This window comes from uncultured Parasphingopyxis sp., from assembly GCF_937129435.1.
Taxonomy (GTDB): Bacteria; Pseudomonadota; Alphaproteobacteria; order Sphingomonadales; family Sphingomonadaceae; genus Parasphingopyxis.
Map to the genome: position 1 here is coordinate 1 of NZ_CAKZNF010000060.1, position 17,380 is coordinate 17,380.

At 64.8% G+C, this 17,380-nt stretch carries 17 protein-coding genes; 11 read left to right on the plus strand and 6 right to left on the minus strand.

Going from position 1 to position 17,380, the window contains the following annotated elements:
- Together Q0139_RS10430 and Q0139_RS10435 are read left to right on the plus strand one after the other, a co-directional pair.
- The coding region (locus tag Q0139_RS10430) for a bifunctional sulfur carrier protein/thiazole synthase protein (protein WP_298021254.1) at positions 1–869 on the plus strand (869 nt) is incomplete at its 5' end.
- A gap of 98 nt (positions 870–967) precedes the next feature.
- A complete protein-coding gene (locus tag Q0139_RS10435) occupies positions 968–1,150 on the plus strand; it encodes a CsbD family protein (RefSeq protein ID WP_298021257.1) in 183 nt (60 codons plus the stop codon).
- A gap of 267 nt (positions 1,151–1,417) precedes the next feature.
- Here the strand turns inward: Q0139_RS10435 and Q0139_RS10440 are convergent, their stop codons facing one another.
- Both Q0139_RS10440 and Q0139_RS10445 read right to left on the minus strand, forming a co-directional pair.
- On the minus strand, positions 1,418–3,073 hold the full coding sequence (locus Q0139_RS10440; RefSeq protein WP_298021260.1) for a thiamine pyrophosphate-binding protein: 1,656 nt from the start codon (positions 3,071–3,073) through the stop codon (positions 1,418–1,420).
- Between the two features lie 129 nt (positions 3,074–3,202).
- Entirely contained in the window at positions 3,203–4,654 is a 1,452-nt protein-coding gene (locus tag Q0139_RS10445; protein WP_298021263.1) for an NAD-dependent succinate-semialdehyde dehydrogenase, read from the minus strand.
- A gap of 176 nt (positions 4,655–4,830) precedes the next feature.
- Here Q0139_RS10445 and Q0139_RS10450 point away from each other — a divergent pair, with 176 nt between their 5' ends.
- The 4 genes from Q0139_RS10450 to Q0139_RS10465 are packed head-to-tail and all read left to right on the plus strand — an operon-like array spanning position 4,831 to position 8,269.
- A complete protein-coding gene (locus Q0139_RS10450) occupies positions 4,831–5,757 on the plus strand; it encodes an SMP-30/gluconolactonase/LRE family protein (RefSeq protein ID WP_298021266.1) in 927 nt (308 codons plus the stop codon).
- Between the two features lie 12 nt (positions 5,758–5,769).
- A complete protein-coding gene (locus tag Q0139_RS10455; RefSeq protein WP_298021269.1) occupies positions 5,770–6,867 on the plus strand; it encodes a DUF2855 family protein in 1,098 nt (365 codons plus the stop codon).
- A complete protein-coding gene (locus tag Q0139_RS10460; RefSeq protein ID WP_298021272.1) occupies positions 6,864–7,589 on the plus strand; it encodes a VIT family protein in 726 nt (241 codons plus the stop codon). Before Q0139_RS10455 ends, Q0139_RS10460 begins: the two co-directional genes overlap by 4 nt.
- Before the next feature lie 23 nt (positions 7,590–7,612).
- On the plus strand, positions 7,613–8,269 hold the full coding sequence (locus tag Q0139_RS10465) for an HAD-IA family hydrolase (RefSeq protein WP_298021274.1): 657 nt from the start codon (positions 7,613–7,615) through the stop codon (positions 8,267–8,269).
- On the opposite strand, the gene Q0139_RS10470 is transcribed toward Q0139_RS10465, so the two are convergent.
- Positions 8,266–9,075 (minus strand): universal stress protein, encoded by an 810-nt coding sequence (locus Q0139_RS10470; RefSeq protein WP_298021280.1) that lies wholly within the window; start codon positions 9,073–9,075, stop codon positions 8,266–8,268. The two genes, Q0139_RS10465 and Q0139_RS10470, sit on opposite strands and share 4 nt — an antisense overlap.
- A 186-nt stretch (positions 9,076–9,261) precedes the next feature.
- On the opposite strand from Q0139_RS10470, the gene Q0139_RS10475 reads away from it, so the two are divergent.
- The 5 genes from Q0139_RS10475 to Q0139_RS10495 all read left to right on the plus strand — a co-directional run bounded on the left by Q0139_RS10475 (position 9,262) and on the right by Q0139_RS10495 (position 14,118).
- Positions 9,262–9,984, plus strand: coding sequence for a CoA transferase subunit A (locus Q0139_RS10475; RefSeq protein ID WP_298021286.1), 723 nt, complete (start codon positions 9,262–9,264; stop codon positions 9,982–9,984).
- Complete coding sequence (locus Q0139_RS10480; RefSeq protein ID WP_298021289.1) at positions 9,984–10,640, plus strand: CoA transferase subunit B; 657 nt, start codon at positions 9,984–9,986, stop codon at positions 10,638–10,640. The genes Q0139_RS10475 and Q0139_RS10480 overlap by 1 nt, the downstream gene beginning before the upstream one ends.
- A 7-nt stretch (positions 10,641–10,647) precedes the next feature.
- A complete protein-coding gene (locus Q0139_RS10485) occupies positions 10,648–11,814 on the plus strand; it encodes an aspartyl/asparaginyl beta-hydroxylase domain-containing protein (protein WP_298021293.1) in 1,167 nt (388 codons plus the stop codon).
- A 137-nt stretch (positions 11,815–11,951) separates the two neighbouring features.
- Positions 11,952–13,439, plus strand: a complete 1,488-nt coding sequence (locus Q0139_RS10490; RefSeq protein WP_298021296.1) for a SulP family inorganic anion transporter — start codon at positions 11,952–11,954, stop codon at positions 13,437–13,439.
- 49 nt (positions 13,440–13,488) lie between these two features.
- On the plus strand, positions 13,489–14,118 hold the full coding sequence (locus tag Q0139_RS10495; protein ID WP_298021299.1) for a glutathione S-transferase family protein: 630 nt from the start codon (positions 13,489–13,491) through the stop codon (positions 14,116–14,118).
- Positions 14,119–14,180: 62 nt separating this feature from the next.
- Here Q0139_RS10495 and Q0139_RS10500 read toward each other — a convergent pair whose 3' ends face one another.
- The 3 genes from Q0139_RS10500 to Q0139_RS10510 form a co-directional block, all read right to left on the minus strand.
- Positions 14,181–14,792, minus strand: coding sequence for an outer membrane beta-barrel protein (locus tag Q0139_RS10500; protein WP_298021302.1), 612 nt, complete (start codon positions 14,790–14,792; stop codon positions 14,181–14,183).
- A 121-nt stretch (positions 14,793–14,913) separates the two neighbouring features.
- Positions 14,914–16,047: a DSD1 family PLP-dependent enzyme gene (locus Q0139_RS10505; RefSeq protein WP_298021305.1), complete on the minus strand. Its 1,134-nt coding sequence runs from the start codon at positions 16,045–16,047 to the stop codon at positions 14,914–14,916.
- Complete coding sequence (locus Q0139_RS10510; RefSeq protein ID WP_298021307.1) at positions 16,044–17,318, minus strand: D-arabinono-1,4-lactone oxidase; 1,275 nt, start codon at positions 17,316–17,318, stop codon at positions 16,044–16,046. Before Q0139_RS10510 ends, Q0139_RS10505 begins: the two co-directional genes overlap by 4 nt.
- Between the last annotated feature and the right edge of the window lie 62 nt (positions 17,319–17,380).

Sequence of the window (17,380 nt, forward strand, 5' to 3'; positions counted from 1 at the left end):
AGGTCGTGCCGCGGTCGACGCACGACAGCGTCGAGGTGCAGGACGGTGACGAGCTGGAGATCGTCCATTTCGTCGGTGGTGGCGATGCAGATCCGGTAGATGACGACAGCTGGACCGTTGCCGGACAGACCTTCCGTTCGCGCCTCATCGTCGGCACGGGCAAATACAGGGACTTCGAGCAGAACGCCGCCGCGCTCGAGGCGAGTGGCGCGGAGATCGTCACCGTCGCCGTGCGCCGGGTCAACGTTTCCGATCCCAACGCGCCGATGTTGACCGACTTCATCGATCCGAAAAAGGTCACCTATCTGCCGAACACGGCCGGGTGCTTTACCGCGGAAGAAGCGATCCGGACGCTGCGCCTGGCGCGCGAGGCGGGCGGCTGGGATCTCGTCAAGCTCGAGGTGCTGGGCGAGGCGAAGACGCTCTATCCCGATATGCGCGAGACGCTGAAGGCGACCGAGACGCTGGTCGCCGAAGGCTTCAAGCCGATGGTCTATTGCGTCGACGATCCGATCGCGGCGAAGCAGCTCGAAGAGGCGGGCGCGGTGGCGATCATGCCGCTCGGCGCGCCGATCGGGTCCGGGCTGGGCATCCAGAACCGCGTGACCATCCGGCTGATCGTCGAAGGGGCGGGCGTTCCCGTGCTCGTCGATGCGGGGGTCGGCACGGCATCGGACGCGGCGGTGGCGATGGAGCTGGGCTGCGACGGGGTGCTCATGAACACCGCCATCGCCGAGGCGAAGGACCCGATCCGGATGGCGCGCGCGATGAAGCTCGCCGTCGAAGCGGGCCGAGACGCCTATCTCGCCGGGCGGATGGGGCAGCGCAAATATGCCGACCCGTCGAGTCCTCTGTCGGGTCTGATCTGAGCGGTTGCGACGAACGGCTCGTCGCTGCGGAACATGCCGGATTTCAATGCGTTAGTTCGGTGTCAGCGCAATTGCGCGCCGAATGAAAGGAACCGACAATGGGTGAAGCAGCAGACAAAGCCAAAGGCTCGGCCAACAAGGCCGCCGGAGCCGTCAAATCGGCCGCCGGCGCGGCGACGGGCAACAAGAAGCTCGAAGCCGAAGGCGACAAGCAGCAGGTGAAGGGCGAAGGCCAGAAGGCAAAGGGCGCCGTCAAGGGCGCGCTGGGCAACAAGGTCTAGCCTCTATCTCGCCTATGGCAAAAAGGCCGCTCCGGGAAACCGGGGCGGCCTTTTGCTTTGGGGAAACCAGCGATTCAGATCATGAATTAAGCGGGCCGATGCTCACCGCATGTGTTTCAATTGGAAGAAAGAGAATTCCGATCGATATTATACCAATCAACAGTCCAGCCGCTGCCCATATGTATCGCTGCTGGCGAAGATCGCTGATGCCACGCACCAGACAATAAGTTGCAGCCACGAGCAGAGCGTAGACGACAAGGCTGAACATCAGGTCCCTCGGAGTTTGGCCACTGTCAGCCCGCCCGCCGTGAGCTGTTCCTCGGCATCGATCTTGAGGTGCAGCAGCTTGACGCCGCTTTCCGCCTTGGCCGCGTCGAGTGCGGCGGCGAAATCGCCGGTCTTCTCGACGGTTTGCGACCAGCAGCCATAGGCAGCGCCGAGCGCGGCGAAATCCGGATTGCTCAGCCCCGTGCCGCTGACCCGGCCTGGATATTCGCGTTCCTGGTGCATGCGGATCGTGCCGTAGCTGCCATTGTCGACGACGATAACGAGCATGTCGCAGCCGTGCTGGACGGCGGTCGCCAGTTCCTGCCCGTTCATCAGGAAATCGCCATCGCCCGCCACCGCGACGACCTGCCGATCGGGATGGCGCAACGCAGCGGCGACGGCGGCGGGGACGCCGTATCCCATTGCGCCCGCGGTCGGCGCGAGCTGGCAGACCGGCCCGCCATAATGCCAGTGCCGGTGCCACCAGCCGGAAAAATTGCCCGCGCCGTTGCAAATGATGCTGTCGGCGGGGAGGGCGGCGCGCATCGCGGCAACGCACTGACCGATATCGAGCGCGACATCGTCGCGGGCCTGGACTTTGCTCCATTCGAGCCATTCGTCATGGGCATCCTTGCCGCAGTCGAAATCGATGATGTCGTGATCCCAGAGCGAGGCTTCTTCACTAAATTCGCGCATATCGGCGCAGATCGGAAGGTCGGTGCGGTAGACGCGGCCGAGCTCGTTGGGGTCGGGGTGGACGTGGACAAGAAGCTGGCCGGGATGATCGGGAGTGATCAGCGTATAGCCGTCGGTCGTCGCCTCGCCGAGGCGGGCGCCGACGACGAGGAGGAGGTCGGCTTCCCTGACCCGCTCGACCAGTTTGGGGTTGGGACCGTATCCGAGGTTTCCGGCCCAAATGCTTGATTCATTGGGGATCGCATCCTGCCGTCGAAAGCCGCAGGCGACCGGCAGGCCGATGTCTTCGGCGAATGCGCGGAAATAGTGCGAGGCGCCCGCGCACCAGTCGGCGCCGCCGACGATCGCCAGCGGGGCGGAGGCGTCCTTGAGCATCTCCATCAGCGTCGCCATTGCATCGGGATCCGGATGCTGGGCGGGCCGCGTGACCTTCGGCCGGTCGAGCGCCTCGACCGCATCGCGGAGCATGTCTTCGGGCAGCGCCAGCACGACCGGCCCCGGCCGCCCCGAAATCGCGACCGACCAGGCGCGCGCGACATATTCGGGGATCCGCGCGGCATCGTCGATCTTCGCCGCCCATTTGGCGACGGGCCCGAACATCGCGGGAAAATCGATCTCCTGAAAGGCTTCGCGATCCTTGTCGCCGCGGCCAACATCGCCGATGAAATAGATCATCGGCACCGAATCCTGCATCGCGACATGGACGCCGATCGACCCGTTGGTCGCGCCCGGCCCGCGCGTCACGAAGGCGACCCCCGGCCGCCCGGTCATCGCGCCGTCGGCCGCGGCCATGTAGGAAACGCCGCCCTCCTGCCGACAGACGACGAGGTCGATTGCGTCGCAATCGTGCAGCGCGTCGAGCACCGCGAGATAGCTTTCGCCGGGGACGCAGAAGATGCGGTCGCAACCCTGCGCGACGAGATTGTCGACGAGGATCTGGCCGCCGGTGCGCTGGTTCATTCTCTTTACCTTCTCAATCTTTCGTCATTCCAGCGAAGGCTGGAATCTATCCCGGTTTGCAGCGGAGCAAGGCTCTGAGATCCGGGATAGACCCCAGCCTTCGCTGGGGTGACGCTTCCAAAGATATCGTCACGCCTGATGCACGGCCTTGGTCACCATATAGGCCTGCAGCCCCTCGATCCCGTCCTCGCTGCCATAGCCCGACTGCTTGACGCCGCCGAAGGGAGAATCGACGCTTGATATGCCAACGGTGTTGATCCCGACCATCCCCGCCTCGATCGCATCGCCGAGCCGGTTCGCCTGGCGCAGGCTCTCGGTAAAGGCGAAGGCGGCAAGGCCATAGGGGAGGCGGTTCGCCTGCTCGACCGCCTCGTCGAACGTCTCGAACGGCCGCATCAGCGCGACCGGGCCGAAGGGTTCGTCGGACATGATCTTGGCTTTGAGCGGCACATCGGCCAGCACGGTGGGCTGGAAGAAGAAGCCACCATTGCCGCCATTGGGCGAAAAGCGCTCGCCGCCGGTCACGACGCGCGCGCCGTTCGCCCGCGCGTCCTCGATCAGCGCGCCGACCGCCTCGGGCCGGCGGCCATTGGCGAGCGGGCCCATCTGCGTCGCCTCGTCCATCCCCGATCCGACCGACAGCTTTTCGGTGCGCGCGGTGAATTCCTCGACGAAGCGGTCGTAGATGCCGGACTGGACGTAGAAGCGCGTCGGACTGACGCAGACCTGGCCGGCGTTGCGGAATTTCTGCGGCACGATGATGTCGAGCGTCCGATCGAGATCGCAATCGTCGAACACCAGCACCGGCGCGTGCCCGCCCAGCTCCATCGTCGTGCGAGTGACGTTGTCGGCGGCGAGCTTCATCAGCTGCTTGCCGACCGGGACCGAGCCGGTGAAGCTCACCTTGCGGATGATCGGCGATGCGATCAGGTGGCTCGATACCTCGGCCGGCACGCCGAAGACGAGCTGCGCGACATTGCCGGGGATGCCCGCATCGGCGACGCAGCGCATCAGCGCGCTGGTGCAGGCCGGGGTTTCCTCGGGCGGCTTGCAGATGATCGAGCAGCCCGCCGCGAGCGCCGGGGCGAGCTTGCGCGCCATCAGGAAGTGCGGGAAATTCCACGGGCTGAACGCGGCGACCGGGCCGATCGGCTGCTGCAGCACGATCGCGCGCTGCCCCTCGGGCCGGACGAGGGCGCGGCCGTAGCTGCGCCGCGCCTCCTCGGCGAACCAGTCGAACAGCGCGGCGGCGCCCGCGACCTCGCCGATCGCCTCCTTGACCGGCTTGCCTTGCTCCATCGTCAGCAATGGCGCGATATCGGCGGCCCGCTCGCGCAGCAGGCTCGCAACCTTGCGCAGCTTGGCGCTGCGCACATTGACGTCGGTCGCGCGCCATTCGCGAAAGCCGATCTCTGCCGCGGCCAGCGCCCGGTCGAGATCATCGGTAGTCGCCAGCGGCAGATCGGCCAGCGTCGCGCCGCTTGCCGGATCGATCACCGCATGCGTCGCGCGATCCCCGGCCGCGACCCATTCGCCATCGATATAGAGGGTGAGATCGGTCGGGTAGGCGGGGGCGGGCATGCGGGTCTCCTGTTGGACAGCCTATCTAGGCTGCGTACCAGTGGCTCGCAACGCTCCAACCCGTCATGCTGAACTTGTTTCAGCATCCATAAGCTGCAACGCTGCACCAAAGGCGATAACAGCCAAGCATAGGGATCCTGAGACGCGTTCAGGATGACGGAGAGAGGATGCGAGCAATGGCAGATTTCGAACTGGTCACCGATGGACTGCGCTTTCCCGAGGGTCCCGTCGCGATGGACGATGGCAGCGTGATCCTTGTCGAGATCGCCGACGGGAAGATCACGCGGGTGAAGCCCGATGGTTCGAGGGAAACCGTGGCGACGCCGGGCGGCGGGCCGAACGGTCTCGCGATGGGGCCCGACGGCAAGCTTTATTGCTGCAACAATGGCGGCTTCAACTATGTCGAGAATAACGGCATGCTCGCCCCGCACGGCATCGCCGACGACTATTCGGGCGGCCGGATCGAGCGGATCGATATCGCAACCGGCGAGGTCGAGACACTGTACAAGGACGGCGATTTCGGCTGCCGGCTGCGCGGGCCCAACGACATCGTCTTCGATGCGCATGGCGGCTTCTGGTTCACCGATCACGGCAAGCAGAATTTCGAATCGCGCTGCCACGACATCGTCGGCATCTTCTACGGCAAGGCCGATGGCAGCCATCTCGAAGAGGTGATCTTCCCCTCCTACAACCCCAATGGCTGCGGCCTCTCGCCCGACGGCAAGACGCTCTACGCGGCCGAGACCTTCACCTGCCGGCTGACCGCGTTCAACGTGATCGCGCCGGGCAAGGTCGACGATGCGGCGGGGCCGGGCGGCCCGGGCATCCCGCTCTATCGCCCCGCCGGCTACAAATTCTTCGACAGCCTGGGGGTCGAGGAGAGCGGCAATATCTGCGTCGCGACGATCGGCGAATGCGGGATCAGCGTGATCTCTCCCCAGGGCGAGCTCGTCGAGTTCGTCGAGACCGACGACATCTTCACGACCAATATCTGCTGGGGCGGCGCGGACATGATGGACGCCTATATCTGCTGCTCGGGCACCGGCCGGCTCGTGAAGACGCGCTGGAAGCGGCCGGGGCTGAGGCTCCAGCATAATGCATAGGGAGAGCGAATAATGGCAGGATGGGCAATCGATATAGACCGGGCCGACATCAACGCGGCGACGATCGTCGATCCCGATGTGCCGGAGATCGGCGCCGGGCAGATTCTTGTCGCCATCGAAGACTATGCGATGACGGCGAACAACATCACCTATGCGGTGTTCGGGGAGCCGGCGGGGCTGTTCGGGAATGACCAAGGCTATTGGGATTTCTTTTCCGAGCGCGGCGAACCCGGGCGCCTTCCGGTCTGGGGTTTCGGGACGGTGGTCGACAGCAAGTCCGACGGGATCGCGCCGGGGGATCGCTATTACGGCTATTGGCCGATGGCTTCGCATTGCCTGCTGAACCCGTCCGACATCGGGCCGATGGGCTTTACCGATGCGACGCCGCGCCGCACGACGCTACCGCCGATCTACAACAGCTACCAGAAGGTCGACTCGATCCCCGATTACCGGGCCGAACATCACGATTACTGGCCGGTCTTCCGCCCGCTGTTCCTGACCGGGTGGCTGATCGCCGACCAATATGCCGATGACGGCGACTATGGCGTCGCGCAGGTCATCGTGGCCAGCGCGTCGAGCAAGACGGCGATCGGCACGGGCTTTGCGCACCGGAAGCGTGAGGGCGACAAGCCGCGCTGCATCGGCCTGACCAGCCGGTCGAACGTCGAGGCACTGGCCGGGACGGGGATCTACGACCAGGTGCTGGCCTATGACGATCTCGAAACGCTTGATGCTTCGCTGCCGACGGGCTTTGTCGATATTGCCGGCAACGGCACGCTGACCCAGGCCATTCACGCGCATTTCGGCGACAATCTCAGCCATTCGATGGTGGTCGGCAAATCGCACTGGGATGCCCCTTCCGCCGAAGGGCTGGCCGGACCGGCGCAGGAGGGTTTCTTCGCGCCGGGTCGCGCGCAGAAGCGGATCGCGGACTGGGGGCCGCAGGGCTTTGGCGAGCGGATGGCGGCGGGCTGGCTCGCCTTCATGGAGATCGCGCCGGATCTGCTCACGATCGAGCGAAGGACGGGCGCTGAGGCTGCGCTCGAAGCCTATCGTACGACGCTCGCGGGGGACGCCGATCCGACGGTCGGCATCCTGGTCGCGCCGTGACAGATGCGCTGGAAGCGGCGAGCGCGCAGGGTTGGCATGAAGAAAATCACAATGCCGAGCGCACTGGCTGGCTGCGCGCCGCCGTTCTTGGTGCGAATGACGGTATCCTCTCGACCGCGGGGCTGATCGTCGGCGTCGCGTCGGCGGGCCAACCCGCTGACGTCATCGTGATGACCGGCGTGGCGGGGCTGATCGCCGGCGCGATTTCGATGGCGGCGGGAGAATATGTCTCGGTCAAGTCGCAAGCCGATGCCGAAGAAGTCGACAAGCGGATCGAAGCGCGGGCGCTGAAAACCCATCCGGAGGCCGAGCGCGAGGAACTGGTGCAGATATACGAGAAGCGCGGGCTCGACCGGACGTTGGCCGAGGCAGTTACCGACCAGCTGATGGCGCATGACGCGCTCGGCACGCATATGCGTGACGAGATCGGCATTACCGAGGAGCTGTCGGCGCAGCCCGTTCAGGCGGCGGTCTCATCGGCGGCCAGTTTCATTGTCGGCGCGGCCGTGCCGATCACCGCCGTGCTGCTTGCGCCCGACGATCGGATCATTCCGCTGGTCGTGGCCGTGACGCTGCTCCTGCTGGCGACGCTGGGCGCGATCGGCGCGCGGGTCGGACGGGCCTCGATGGTGCGCGGGGCGGGCAGGGTGTTGTTCTGGGGTGTGGTTGCGATGCTGGCCACGGCTGGTATCGGGTCGCTCTTCGGCACCGATATCGGGTGACCGGCAGGGCAGGGGAAGCGTCCGTGACGTTCAAGGCGGTGATCTGGGATTTCGGCGGGGTGATCACCTCCTCGCCCTTCGACGCGTTCAACCGGCTGGAGCATGAGCGCGGCGTCGAGACGAACACGATCCGGCGGATCAATGCGACCGATCCCGACGACAATGCCTGGGCGAAGTTCGAGCGATCGGAGATCGATGCCGCCGGTTTCGACGCCGCCTTCGTGGCCGAAGCGCAGGCCATCGGTGTCGACAACATCACCGGCATGGATGTGCTCGCCTGCCTCTCCGGCGATATCCGGCCGCGCATGGTTGCCGCTCTCGATGCCCTGAAAGCCGAAGGCCTCACTATCGGCTGCATCACCAACAATGTCCGTTCGGGCAGCGGTGCAGGAATGGCGCGCGACCCCGAAAAAGCCGAGCGGGTCGAAGCGATTATGGCGCGCTTCGACCATGTCATCGAAAGCTCCAAGGCGGGCGTGCGCAAGCCCGATCCAAGGATCTACGAGATGATGTGCGAGGCGATCGATACGGCGCCAGGCGACTGCGTCTATCTCGACGACCTCGGCATCAACTGCAAACCGGCGGCCGCACTCGGCATGCACGCGATCAAGGTGACCGGCGAGGAGCAGGCACTGACCGATCTGCGCGCCGCGCTCGGCAAGGGGCCGGACTGGCCCTAATGCATCATGAGCACCGGCACCGGCGAATTCTGTACGAAGTGCTGGGTGAAGCCGCCGAAGACGGCCTCTCGCATCCGGCTGTGCCCGAAGGCGCCCATGACGAGATAGGCCGCCTGTTGCTGGTCAAGCAGGTCGTGCATGATCGTTTCGGGCCGGCCATGGCGTTCGCGCTCAACGATCTCGGGATGGATGCCGTGACGCGAAAGATAGGAGGCTGCCGCTTCGGCCGGGAACTGCTCGGGCGCCGCTCCGATGGTGACGAGTTGCACGCTTTCCGCGAAACCCAGCAGCGGCACAGCCGCCCGTAGCGCCCGTCCGGCCGATTCCGATCCGTTCCAGGCGACGACCGCCTTGCCGGTGCAATCGAGGCTTTTGGCTTCGGGCGGGATCGCGAAGACCGGGCAGCTTGCCGTCATGCTCAGATGCGCGATGTGCGACGCGGCATCGTCCGCGTCATGGCCGGTACGCGGTGGAGCGCTGTCGACGACGATGTCGGCAAGCCGCGAATGCCGGACCGTCACATCCTCCGAGAAACCGGCGGCATCGACGAAATCCCAGCCGATATCCTCGCCGTCGAGCCGCTCCCTCAGCATCGCCTCCCGGTCTTTGGCGAGCGCGGCAGCGGCGTCCAACTCCGTTGCCAGCGCATAGGCACCGCCGAACGGGTCGACGGCGACATATTGGCCGACGGGGGTGCCGTAGAGAAAGGTAATGTGGCCCGACGCCGCACGGGCGATGTCGAGCGCGGCCTCGACGCGCGAATGCAGGCCTTTGTCGTCGGAAACCGGAACGATGATCGAGCGCATGGCAAACCTCCTCAGAAGATTGCGATCTTTATACGCCTGTTCATGTGCAAGTGCATTGATCTCGATCAAGGGCAGTCGATCCTGCAATCGCGTTTGCACATCGTGCATCCCTCTTCACGTCCGCGTCAATTGACGCATCGGCCCCCCGCGCCCTAACAGCGGGCCGGAATTCCAGCGGAGAGCTTCATGCAGAAAATCTATCCCGATGCCGCCGCCGCGCTTGACGGGCTGTTGTTCGACGGCATGCTGATCGCCAGCGGCGGCTTCGGCCTGTGCGGCATCCCCGAACGCCTGCTGACCGCGATCCGCGATAGCGGCGTCAAGGACCTGACCTTTGCCAGCAACAATGCCGGCATCGACAATGAGGGCATCGGGATGCTGCTCAGGACGCAGCAGGTGAAGAAGATGATCGCCTCCTATGTCGGCGAGAACAAGGAGTTCGAGCGGCAGTTTCTCTCCGGCGAGCTCGAGGTCGAATTCTGCCCGCAGGGAACGCTGGCCGAGCGGATGCGCGCAGGGGGAGCGGGCATTCCTGGCTTTTACACCAAGACCGGCGTCGGCACGCAGGTCGCCGAGGGCAAAGAGGTGAAGCAGTTCGAAGGCCGCGACGGACAGATGGAAGACTATATCCTCGAACGCGGCCTTTTCGCCGACCTGTCGATCGTCAAGGGCTGGAAGGCCGACGAGACCGGCAACCTGATCTTCCGCAAGACGGCGCGCAATTTCAACCAGCCCGCTGCCACCTGCGGCAAGGTTTGCGTCGCCGAGGTCGAGGAAATCGTGAAACCTGGCGAACTCGATCCCGACGCCATCCACCTTCCCGGCGTGTTCGTGAACCGGCTGATCCTCGGTGCGCCCTATGACAAGAAGATCGAGTTCGAAACGACCCGCGAAAGGGAGGCTGCGTAATGGCCGAGGAATCGAAAGGCTGGGACCGCAACCAGATGGCCGCGCGGGCGGCGCAGGAGCTCGAGGACGGCTATTATGTCAATCTCGGCATCGGCATCCCGACGCTCGTTGCCAACCATATCCCCGAAGGCATGCAGGTCACGCTGCAATCGGAAAACGGCATGCTCGGGATCGGGCCGTTTCCCTATCCCGACGAGGTCGATGCCGACCTGATCAACGCCGGCAAGCAGACGATCAGCGAGCTGCCGCACAGCGCCTATTTCGACAGTGCGACGAGCTTTTCGATGATCCGCGGCGGGCATATCGACCTGACCGTGCTCGGCGCGATGGAGGTCGCGGAGAATGGCGACATCGCCAACTGGATGATCCCGGGCAAGATGATCAAGGGCATGGGCGGCGCGATGGACCTCGTCGCCGGCGTCAAGAAGATCATCGTCGTCATGGACCACACGGCGAAGGACGGCAGCCCCAAGTTCATTCCCGAATGCACGCTGCCGCTCACAGGCACCAATGTCGTCGACATGATCGTGACCAATTTGTGCGTGTTCCACCGCAAGGATCATGACAGCCCGTTCGAGCTGATCGAACTGGCGCCGGGGGTGACCGTGGACGATGTCGCCGCCGCGACGACCGCCAAATACGACGTCGCGCTCTAGCCCGGATATGGCCTCGCAACCGCCGAACGACCTGCCCGCCGATTTGCGGGACGCGATGGCGTCGCTGCCGGGCGACCCGCAGAGTGCGCGCGAAAAGGCGCGGGCGGGCCTTGCCTCGCCTACGCCCGATCCGCGCTTCTGGATCATCGCCGGCCAGGCAAGTCGAATGCTGGAGGACTGGCAGGATCTCGAGATCGTCGCCGACGGCTTGCTGACGGCGGCGCCGAATGCGGTCCTCGGTCTGATCTGGAAAGGCGACGCGCTGTCGCAGCGTGGCGAGCTGCGCCTTGCCTCCGCGCATTATGCCGGGGCGAAGCGTGCTGCGGCTGACGCCGATGTGCCGCTGCCCGACGCGACGGTGCGCGATCTCGAACGCGTCGATCTCGAACTGAGCGAAATCCGGCGCACCTATTCCTTCTATCTCGAAGAAGAATTGCGGAAGAAGGGCATCACGACGGAAAATACCAGCCGTTCGTTCGCCGAAGCCTTTGCCGCGCTTGCAGGGACGCACGAGCCGGAAATGGGGCTGCAGCGCCCGACGATGCTTTTCTATCCCGGGCTGCCGGAGAGCCGCTTCTACGACAAAACCGATTTCGAATGGGCGGCCGCGCTTGAAGCGGAAACGGACGCGATCCGCAGCGAACTTCACGGTGTGATCGAGCAGGATGCCGATTTTCGGCCCTATATCGAAGGAACGGCCGAGGAAGCCGCCGCGGCGGCGGTGCAGGTTCAGGACGGTTCGGGGTTGAGTGCCTATTTGCTTTGGGACCATGGTCGCCCAGTCGAGGACCATCTCGGGCGTTGCCCGGCAACGGCAGCAGCGCTGGAGCCGGTGCCCCAGCCCGACCTGACGGGCCGTTGCCCCGTCGCTGCCTTCTGGCGCCTGTCCGGAGGAATCGAGATCCCGGCGCGCAACGGCATGCTCAACTGCCGGTTGATCGCGCATCTGCCGTTGATCGTGCCGCCAGGTGCCGGTGTTATCGTCGATGGTGAACGGCGCGACTGGAACGCCGGCGAATTGCTGATCTTCAATGACAGCATCGGCCATCAGATCCGCAACGAAAGCGATGAGGATGCAATCGTCCTGCTGTTCGATGTCGCGCGGCCGGAAATCGGGGAGCAGGACTGGGCGGCGCTATCGGCGCTGTTCGCGGCCGTCGACAGCTTCCGCTGATTTCCGGGGTTTCGCTTCCCGCGCGAACTCTATATTGCAGCGCAACATAAGCGGACCGGTCGGGGCCGTTTCTCTATCATCGATCAATTCGGGGCTCATGGCGAAAGGCTGTGCGGACCGATCACGGAAAGCGCGTCATGGCCCTTCACCGCAATTTCCGGCGCGACTGGCTGTCGGCGCCGAAGACCGAGTTTCTCGCCGGCCTCGTCGTCGCGCTGGCGCTGATCCCGGAGGCGATCGGCTTTTCGATCATCGCCGGCGTCGACCCGCGCGTCGGCCTTTATGCGAGCTTTTCGATCGCCGTGATCACGGCGATGCTTGGTGGGCGGCCGGGCATGATCTCGGCGGCGACGGCGGCCGTCGCCGTCCTCGTCATCCCGTTAGTGCGCGATCATGGCGTCGAATATCTGTTTGCCGCGACGATCCTCATGGGCGTGTTTCAGGCGGTTGCCGGCTTGCTGAGGCTCGACCTGCTCATGCGTTTCGTATCGCGCTCGGTCATCACCGGTTTCGTCAACGCGCTCGCGATCCTGATCTTCATGGCGCAGCTTCCGCAGCTGACCGGCGAGCATTTCACGGTCGAGACCTATGCGATGGTCGCGGCGGGGCTCGCGATCATTTACGGCCTGCCGAAGCTGACGAGCGCCATTCCTTCGCCGCTCGCTGCGATCGTCCTGCTGGCAACGGTCAGCATCACGATGGGCCTCGGCGTGTCGACGGTCGGCGATATGGGCGATCTGCCCGATAGCGTCCCGTTCTTCCACCTGCCGATGGTGCCGCTGACGTGGGAAACGCTCCAGATCGTCGCGCCCTATGCGGCCGCCATGGCCGCGGTCGGGCTCCTCGAATCGCTGCTGACCGCATCCATCGTCGACGACATGACCGAAACGCGCAGCGACAAGCGGCAGGAATGCTACGGTCAGGGGGCCGCCAATTTCTTCACCGGTTTCATCGGCGGCATGGGCGGTTGCGCAATGATCGGCCAGTCGGTCATCAACATCAAATCGGGTGGAAGGCGCCGGCTTTCGACGATGATCGCGGGCATCATGCTGCTCGTGCTGATCGTGGCGCTGGGGCCGCTGGTGGCGCAGATCCCGATGCCGGCGCTCGTCGCCGTGATGATTTTCGTGTCGATCAGCACCTTCCGCTGGAAGAGCTTTGCCGAGATCACCCATTATCCCAAAGCCTCGACCGTCGTGATGCTGGCGACGGTGGTCACCGTCGTGTGGACGCACGATCTGGCACAGGGCGTGCTCGTCGGCGTGCTGCTGAGCGGGATCTTCTTCGCCTACAAGGTGCGCCAGCTCGTCACGATCGATACGAGCCGCGAAGGCACCACGCGCCACTATGTGATCGCCGGGCAGATCTTCTTCGCCTCGATCGACCGGATCACCGAAGAGGTCGAATTCAACGAGGATGGCGTGACCGACATCGATATCGATCTCACACATGCGCACTTCTGGGACGTGTCGGCGACGGGCGTGCTCGACAAGGTCGTCGGCCGGCTGCAGGGGGAGGGCAAGACCGTTCGCGTCATCGGTCTCAACCAGGCGAGCGCGACGCTGATCGACAAATATAGCGACAACGAAAAGCCGTTCAGCAGCCTTGGCGTGGTCGGCCATTGACGCTCCGCCCCGCGGCCCCCCAAGGAGGTGGAGAAGGAGAGGACCGACCATGATCAAACTGCACCATCTGCGCTTCTCGCGCTCGACGCGGATCATCTGGCTGCTGGAGGAACTGGGCGTTGAATATGACATCGAGATGCACGACCGGAATCCCGAAACCAACCGGTCGCAGGACGATCTCTACGCCGTCCATCCGCTCGGCAAGGCGCCGACGGTCGAGGTGGACGGCCATGTCATGGTCGAATCGAGCGCGATCATCGAATATCTGATCGAGCGGTTCGGCGACGGGAAGCTCGCGCCGGCCGACGAGGCCGACCGCGCCCCCTATCTCGAATGGCTGCATTTCGCCGAAGGCACGATGGCCATGCCGATCCTGCTGACATTGCTCGGGCCGCGTTTCGGCGGGCTGGGCGACGCGCTTGGCGGCTTTGTCGGCGGGGAAGTGACCAAACTGCTCGATTATGTCGATGCGCATATGGATCGGCGGGAGTTCGTGGTCGGAGACACGCTCACAGGGGCTGACATCAATCTCGAATATCTGCTCGAGCTGGCGAACCTGCCGGGGCTGCTCAACGAGCGGCCCAACGCCAAGGCGTATCTGGAACGGCTGATGGCTTTGCCCGGATACAAGGCCGCAATCGATATCGGCGGGCCGCTCGTGCCGGGCCTGGGCGGCTGACCCGGTTCGCCGCCATAACGCCGCATCGGTGCGGTGCTATGGCGGCGCGGGGGGTGAGCTAATTAAAAGCCGACGGTAGCGCCGATCATGAACTGTTCGGGATCATAGGCACCGCTGGCTTCGCGGTGCCGGTATTCGGCGCGGATGCCGATATCGCGGCCGACCATGTAACGCGCGCCGAGTCCGTAGATGATTCCGTCCATCGAATCGTCGGCATCAAAGGTCGCGCCGGTCGCAAGGTCGGTGACAGTGATATCGACCTGCTCGCCGCCATAGCCGGCGATGCCGTACGCGGCGAAGCCGGGCAGAGGCGCGAGACCGAGCCGCGCGGTGCCGCTCCAGTTGAAGCGCGCCTGGCTGCGGACTTCGCGGTCGTTGCCGTTGTTGGAAACGATCGCCGTGGTCTCGCCGGTCGAATCGCCGATATTGGCCTCCACGGCCATATAGCCGAGCGGAAAGACCGGGAGTTCGACGCCGACGAACGCGCCGTAGTCGACGCCGTTGCTTTCATCGCTCGCGGTGATCGTGCCGGGCTCGCCGAAGCGGCTGGCGCTGCGTTCGCCGGTGCCGGCTTCGAGGCCCATATAGATGTCGGGAATGAAAGGGAGGCTCTGGGCGTGCGCGGGCGCCGAAACGGCCGCCGCCATTAGAAGGGAAATCGCTGCATATTTCATGGCTCTGGTCCTACTCACACTGTTCGCCCCCGTGAGACGGGTTTCGGCCGAACATGGTTAAGAAGTTGTAAACCATGATCCGGCTTGCGACGGACGGACTCGGAGCGGCGGTGAGCGGGGGCTAGAAGTTGCAGCCGCGCGCGGTGACGGGCCAGAGCGCGGCGAGCTGGCCGTTTTCGACGACATGATAGTGATCGTAGAGGTTCACGGTGGGGTCGCAGTGCGGCACCTGGAGCGAGACGGCCGCGCCGAGCTCGCCCTGCCAGCCGGCCGCGGCAAGCGCGCCATGTTCGTCGCCCATGAAGAAGAAGGCGGCATCCTCCGGCGCGGCACCGCCTTTGACGACCGGCTTGTCGCCGTCGGTCGAGAGCGATTTGAACCCCGCATCGAGCGTCGCCATGCCCGGCGTGTTGCAGCTGACGATCCGTGTGTCGACGAACAGCGACGTTTCGAAATTGTCGGCATTCCCGGTGAGTTCGCAAACGTCGTACTGGCGATCCATGAAGACGTAGGAGCCGGGCTGCAACTCGGTGAGCACGCCGAGTTCGGCATCGATGGCGTGGGTGCCGGTGCCGCCGCCGGAGACGATGGCCGGGGGATGGCCGGCATCGGCAAGCGCTGCGATGACGGTCTCGAGATAGCCGGTGCGCTCGGCGATCGCGGTGCGCCGGGCTTCGAAGCCTTCGACATGCTGCTGCACGCCGCAATAGAATTGCACCCCGCGATATGTGAGCGCGGGCTGCTGTGCGATCCGCTGGGCGAGGCGGACGGCGGCTTCGGCGTCGGTGACGCCGGTGCGGTGAATGCCGGGGTCGATGTCGATGAGCACCGACAGCGGCTTGCCGTCGCCGACCGCTTCGGCCAGCGCGGCGGCGTTGCCGGGATGGTCGACGACGACGCGCAGGTCGTCGATCCGCTTGTTGAGCGCGGCAAGCCGTGAGATGGCGGGAGCCGATGTCACGGGTGAAGTGATCAGCACCGATACCATCTCTCCGCTTGCGGTCAGCGCCTCGGCCTCACCGAGCTTCGCGCAGCAGATGCCGGCCGCGCCAGCGCCGATCTGAAGTTTCGCTATATCGAGGCTCTTGTGCGTCTTGGCGTGCGGCCGCAGCGCGAGCCCGTGGTCTCGCGCAAAATCGTCCATGCGCGCGATATTGCGTTCGAGCACGTCCCTTTCGATCACCAGCGCAGGGGTGTTGAGAGCGGACCGCGGTTCGCCGATCAGCGCGGCATTGACGGGCTTGCGGTCGGTCATGCGGTCTCTCCGAACAGCGGCGCGAGGTGCGGATTGAGAAACTTGCCGTTCGGGTCGACGTCATGTCGAATGCGGCGAAAATCGGCGGCCTTGGGGTAGAGCCGGTCGACATCCTCGCGCGTCAGCGTATGCCGCTTCGCCCAATGCGGTCGTCCGCCATGGTCGCGGAAGATCGTCTCGGCCTCGCCGAACAACGCTTTCCACGCCATCGGCGCATATTGGTGCATCGAGATTGAGGCGCAGTCGCCGGCATGGAAAGGGCTGAGCCAGATATCGTCGCCGGCGACCAGCCGGTATTCGAACGGAAAGGCGACCGGCAGCTTTTTGCTGCGGATCCAGTCGATCACCGCTCGCAGCGCTGCAAAGCCGCTTTCGCGTGGCAGCTGATGCTCCATTTCCTCGAAACGCACACCGCGTTCCGACGGGAAGATTCGGCTTGCCGGGCCGCGGCGCTCGCTGGGCTTTATATGCTTCATCAACTGTCGCTGGAGCGAAGCCGTGAGCTTCGGCAGCCGCCGGACCGTCTTGCAGTAAAGCGCGAACGCCTTTTCATCCATGTCCGATGCATGGGCCGGAGGCGGGCAGGGATCGCACGGGTCGAGCGCCTTGAGGATGACATCGTCCGAATAGGGAAAGGCCCAGAATTCGACATGCCGATGCGCGGCGGCGAGATCGTCCCAGCGTTCGGCGACCTCGGCCATCGGCACGGCGCGGATGTGCTCGACAAGGTGATAGGCGGGGACGATGTCGAAGCGGATTTCGAGTGCGATACCGAGCAGGCCGAGCGACACGCGCTGCGCTTCGAACAGTTCGGGTTCCGTTTCGCACGAACATTCGACGATGCTGCCGTCGGCAAGCATCAGCCGGAAACCGCGCGCCATCGTCGACAGGCTCCCCAGCACGGCGCCGGTCCCGTGCGTCCCGGTCGAGATCGCGCCGGCGATCGATTGCGGGTTCACATCGCCCTGATTGGGGAGCGAATAGCCGTGTTCCCACAACGCCTCGGTCAACCGCGCAAGGCTCCATCCGGCCGGAGCCCGGGCCGACTTGCCGTCCGACGCGATTTCGAGTTCGCCCTCCATATCCTCGAGCCGGAGCAGCAGCCCGCCGGTCTCGCAGAGCGGCATGAAACTGTGTCCCGCGCCGGTGACGCGAATGCGGTCATGCGCGGCGACAAGTCCGGCGAGCTCGCGTTCGTCGCGCGGCGTGGCGATCGTCGCGGGCGTTGCGACGACGCTGCCCGACCAGTTCTGCCATTGCGCTTCGGCCATGCGCGTTTCTGGCGCGCGAAGAGGGGGGCAAGTCAAGACTAACCGAACGAAAATGTCGCTAT

Coding starts and splice junctions, on each gene's coding strand:
- Q0139_RS10435 (WP_298021257.1), top strand. CDS start 968: ATGGGTGAAGCAGCAGACAAAGCCAAAGGCTCGGCCAACAAGGCCGCC.
- Q0139_RS10510 (WP_298021307.1), bottom strand. CDS start 17,318: ATGGCCGAAGCGCAATGGCAGAACTGGTCGGGCAGCGTCGTCGCAACG.
- Q0139_RS10490 (WP_298021296.1), top strand. CDS start 11,952: ATGGCCCTTCACCGCAATTTCCGGCGCGACTGGCTGTCGGCGCCGAAG.
- Q0139_RS10495 (WP_298021299.1), top strand. CDS start 13,489: ATGATCAAACTGCACCATCTGCGCTTCTCGCGCTCGACGCGGATCATC.
- Q0139_RS10505 (WP_298021305.1), bottom strand. CDS start 16,047: ATGACCGACCGCAAGCCCGTCAATGCCGCGCTGATCGGCGAACCGCGG.
- Q0139_RS10475 (WP_298021286.1), top strand. CDS start 9,262: ATGCAGAAAATCTATCCCGATGCCGCCGCCGCGCTTGACGGGCTGTTG.
- Q0139_RS10450 (WP_298021266.1), top strand. CDS start 4,831: ATGGCAGATTTCGAACTGGTCACCGATGGACTGCGCTTTCCCGAGGGT.
- Q0139_RS10455 (WP_298021269.1), top strand. CDS start 5,770: ATGGCAGGATGGGCAATCGATATAGACCGGGCCGACATCAACGCGGCG.
- Q0139_RS10445 (WP_298021263.1), bottom strand. CDS start 4,654: ATGCCCGCCCCCGCCTACCCGACCGATCTCACCCTCTATATCGATGGC.
- Q0139_RS10480 (WP_298021289.1), top strand. CDS start 9,984: ATGGCCGAGGAATCGAAAGGCTGGGACCGCAACCAGATGGCCGCGCGG.
- Q0139_RS10485 (WP_298021293.1), top strand. CDS start 10,648: ATGGCCTCGCAACCGCCGAACGACCTGCCCGCCGATTTGCGGGACGCG.
- Q0139_RS10500 (WP_298021302.1), bottom strand. CDS start 14,792: ATGAAATATGCAGCGATTTCCCTTCTAATGGCGGCGGCCGTTTCGGCG.
- Q0139_RS10470 (WP_298021280.1), bottom strand. CDS start 9,075: ATGCGCTCGATCATCGTTCCGGTTTCCGACGACAAAGGCCTGCATTCG.
- Q0139_RS10440 (WP_298021260.1), bottom strand. CDS start 3,073: ATGAACCAGCGCACCGGCGGCCAGATCCTCGTCGACAATCTCGTCGCG.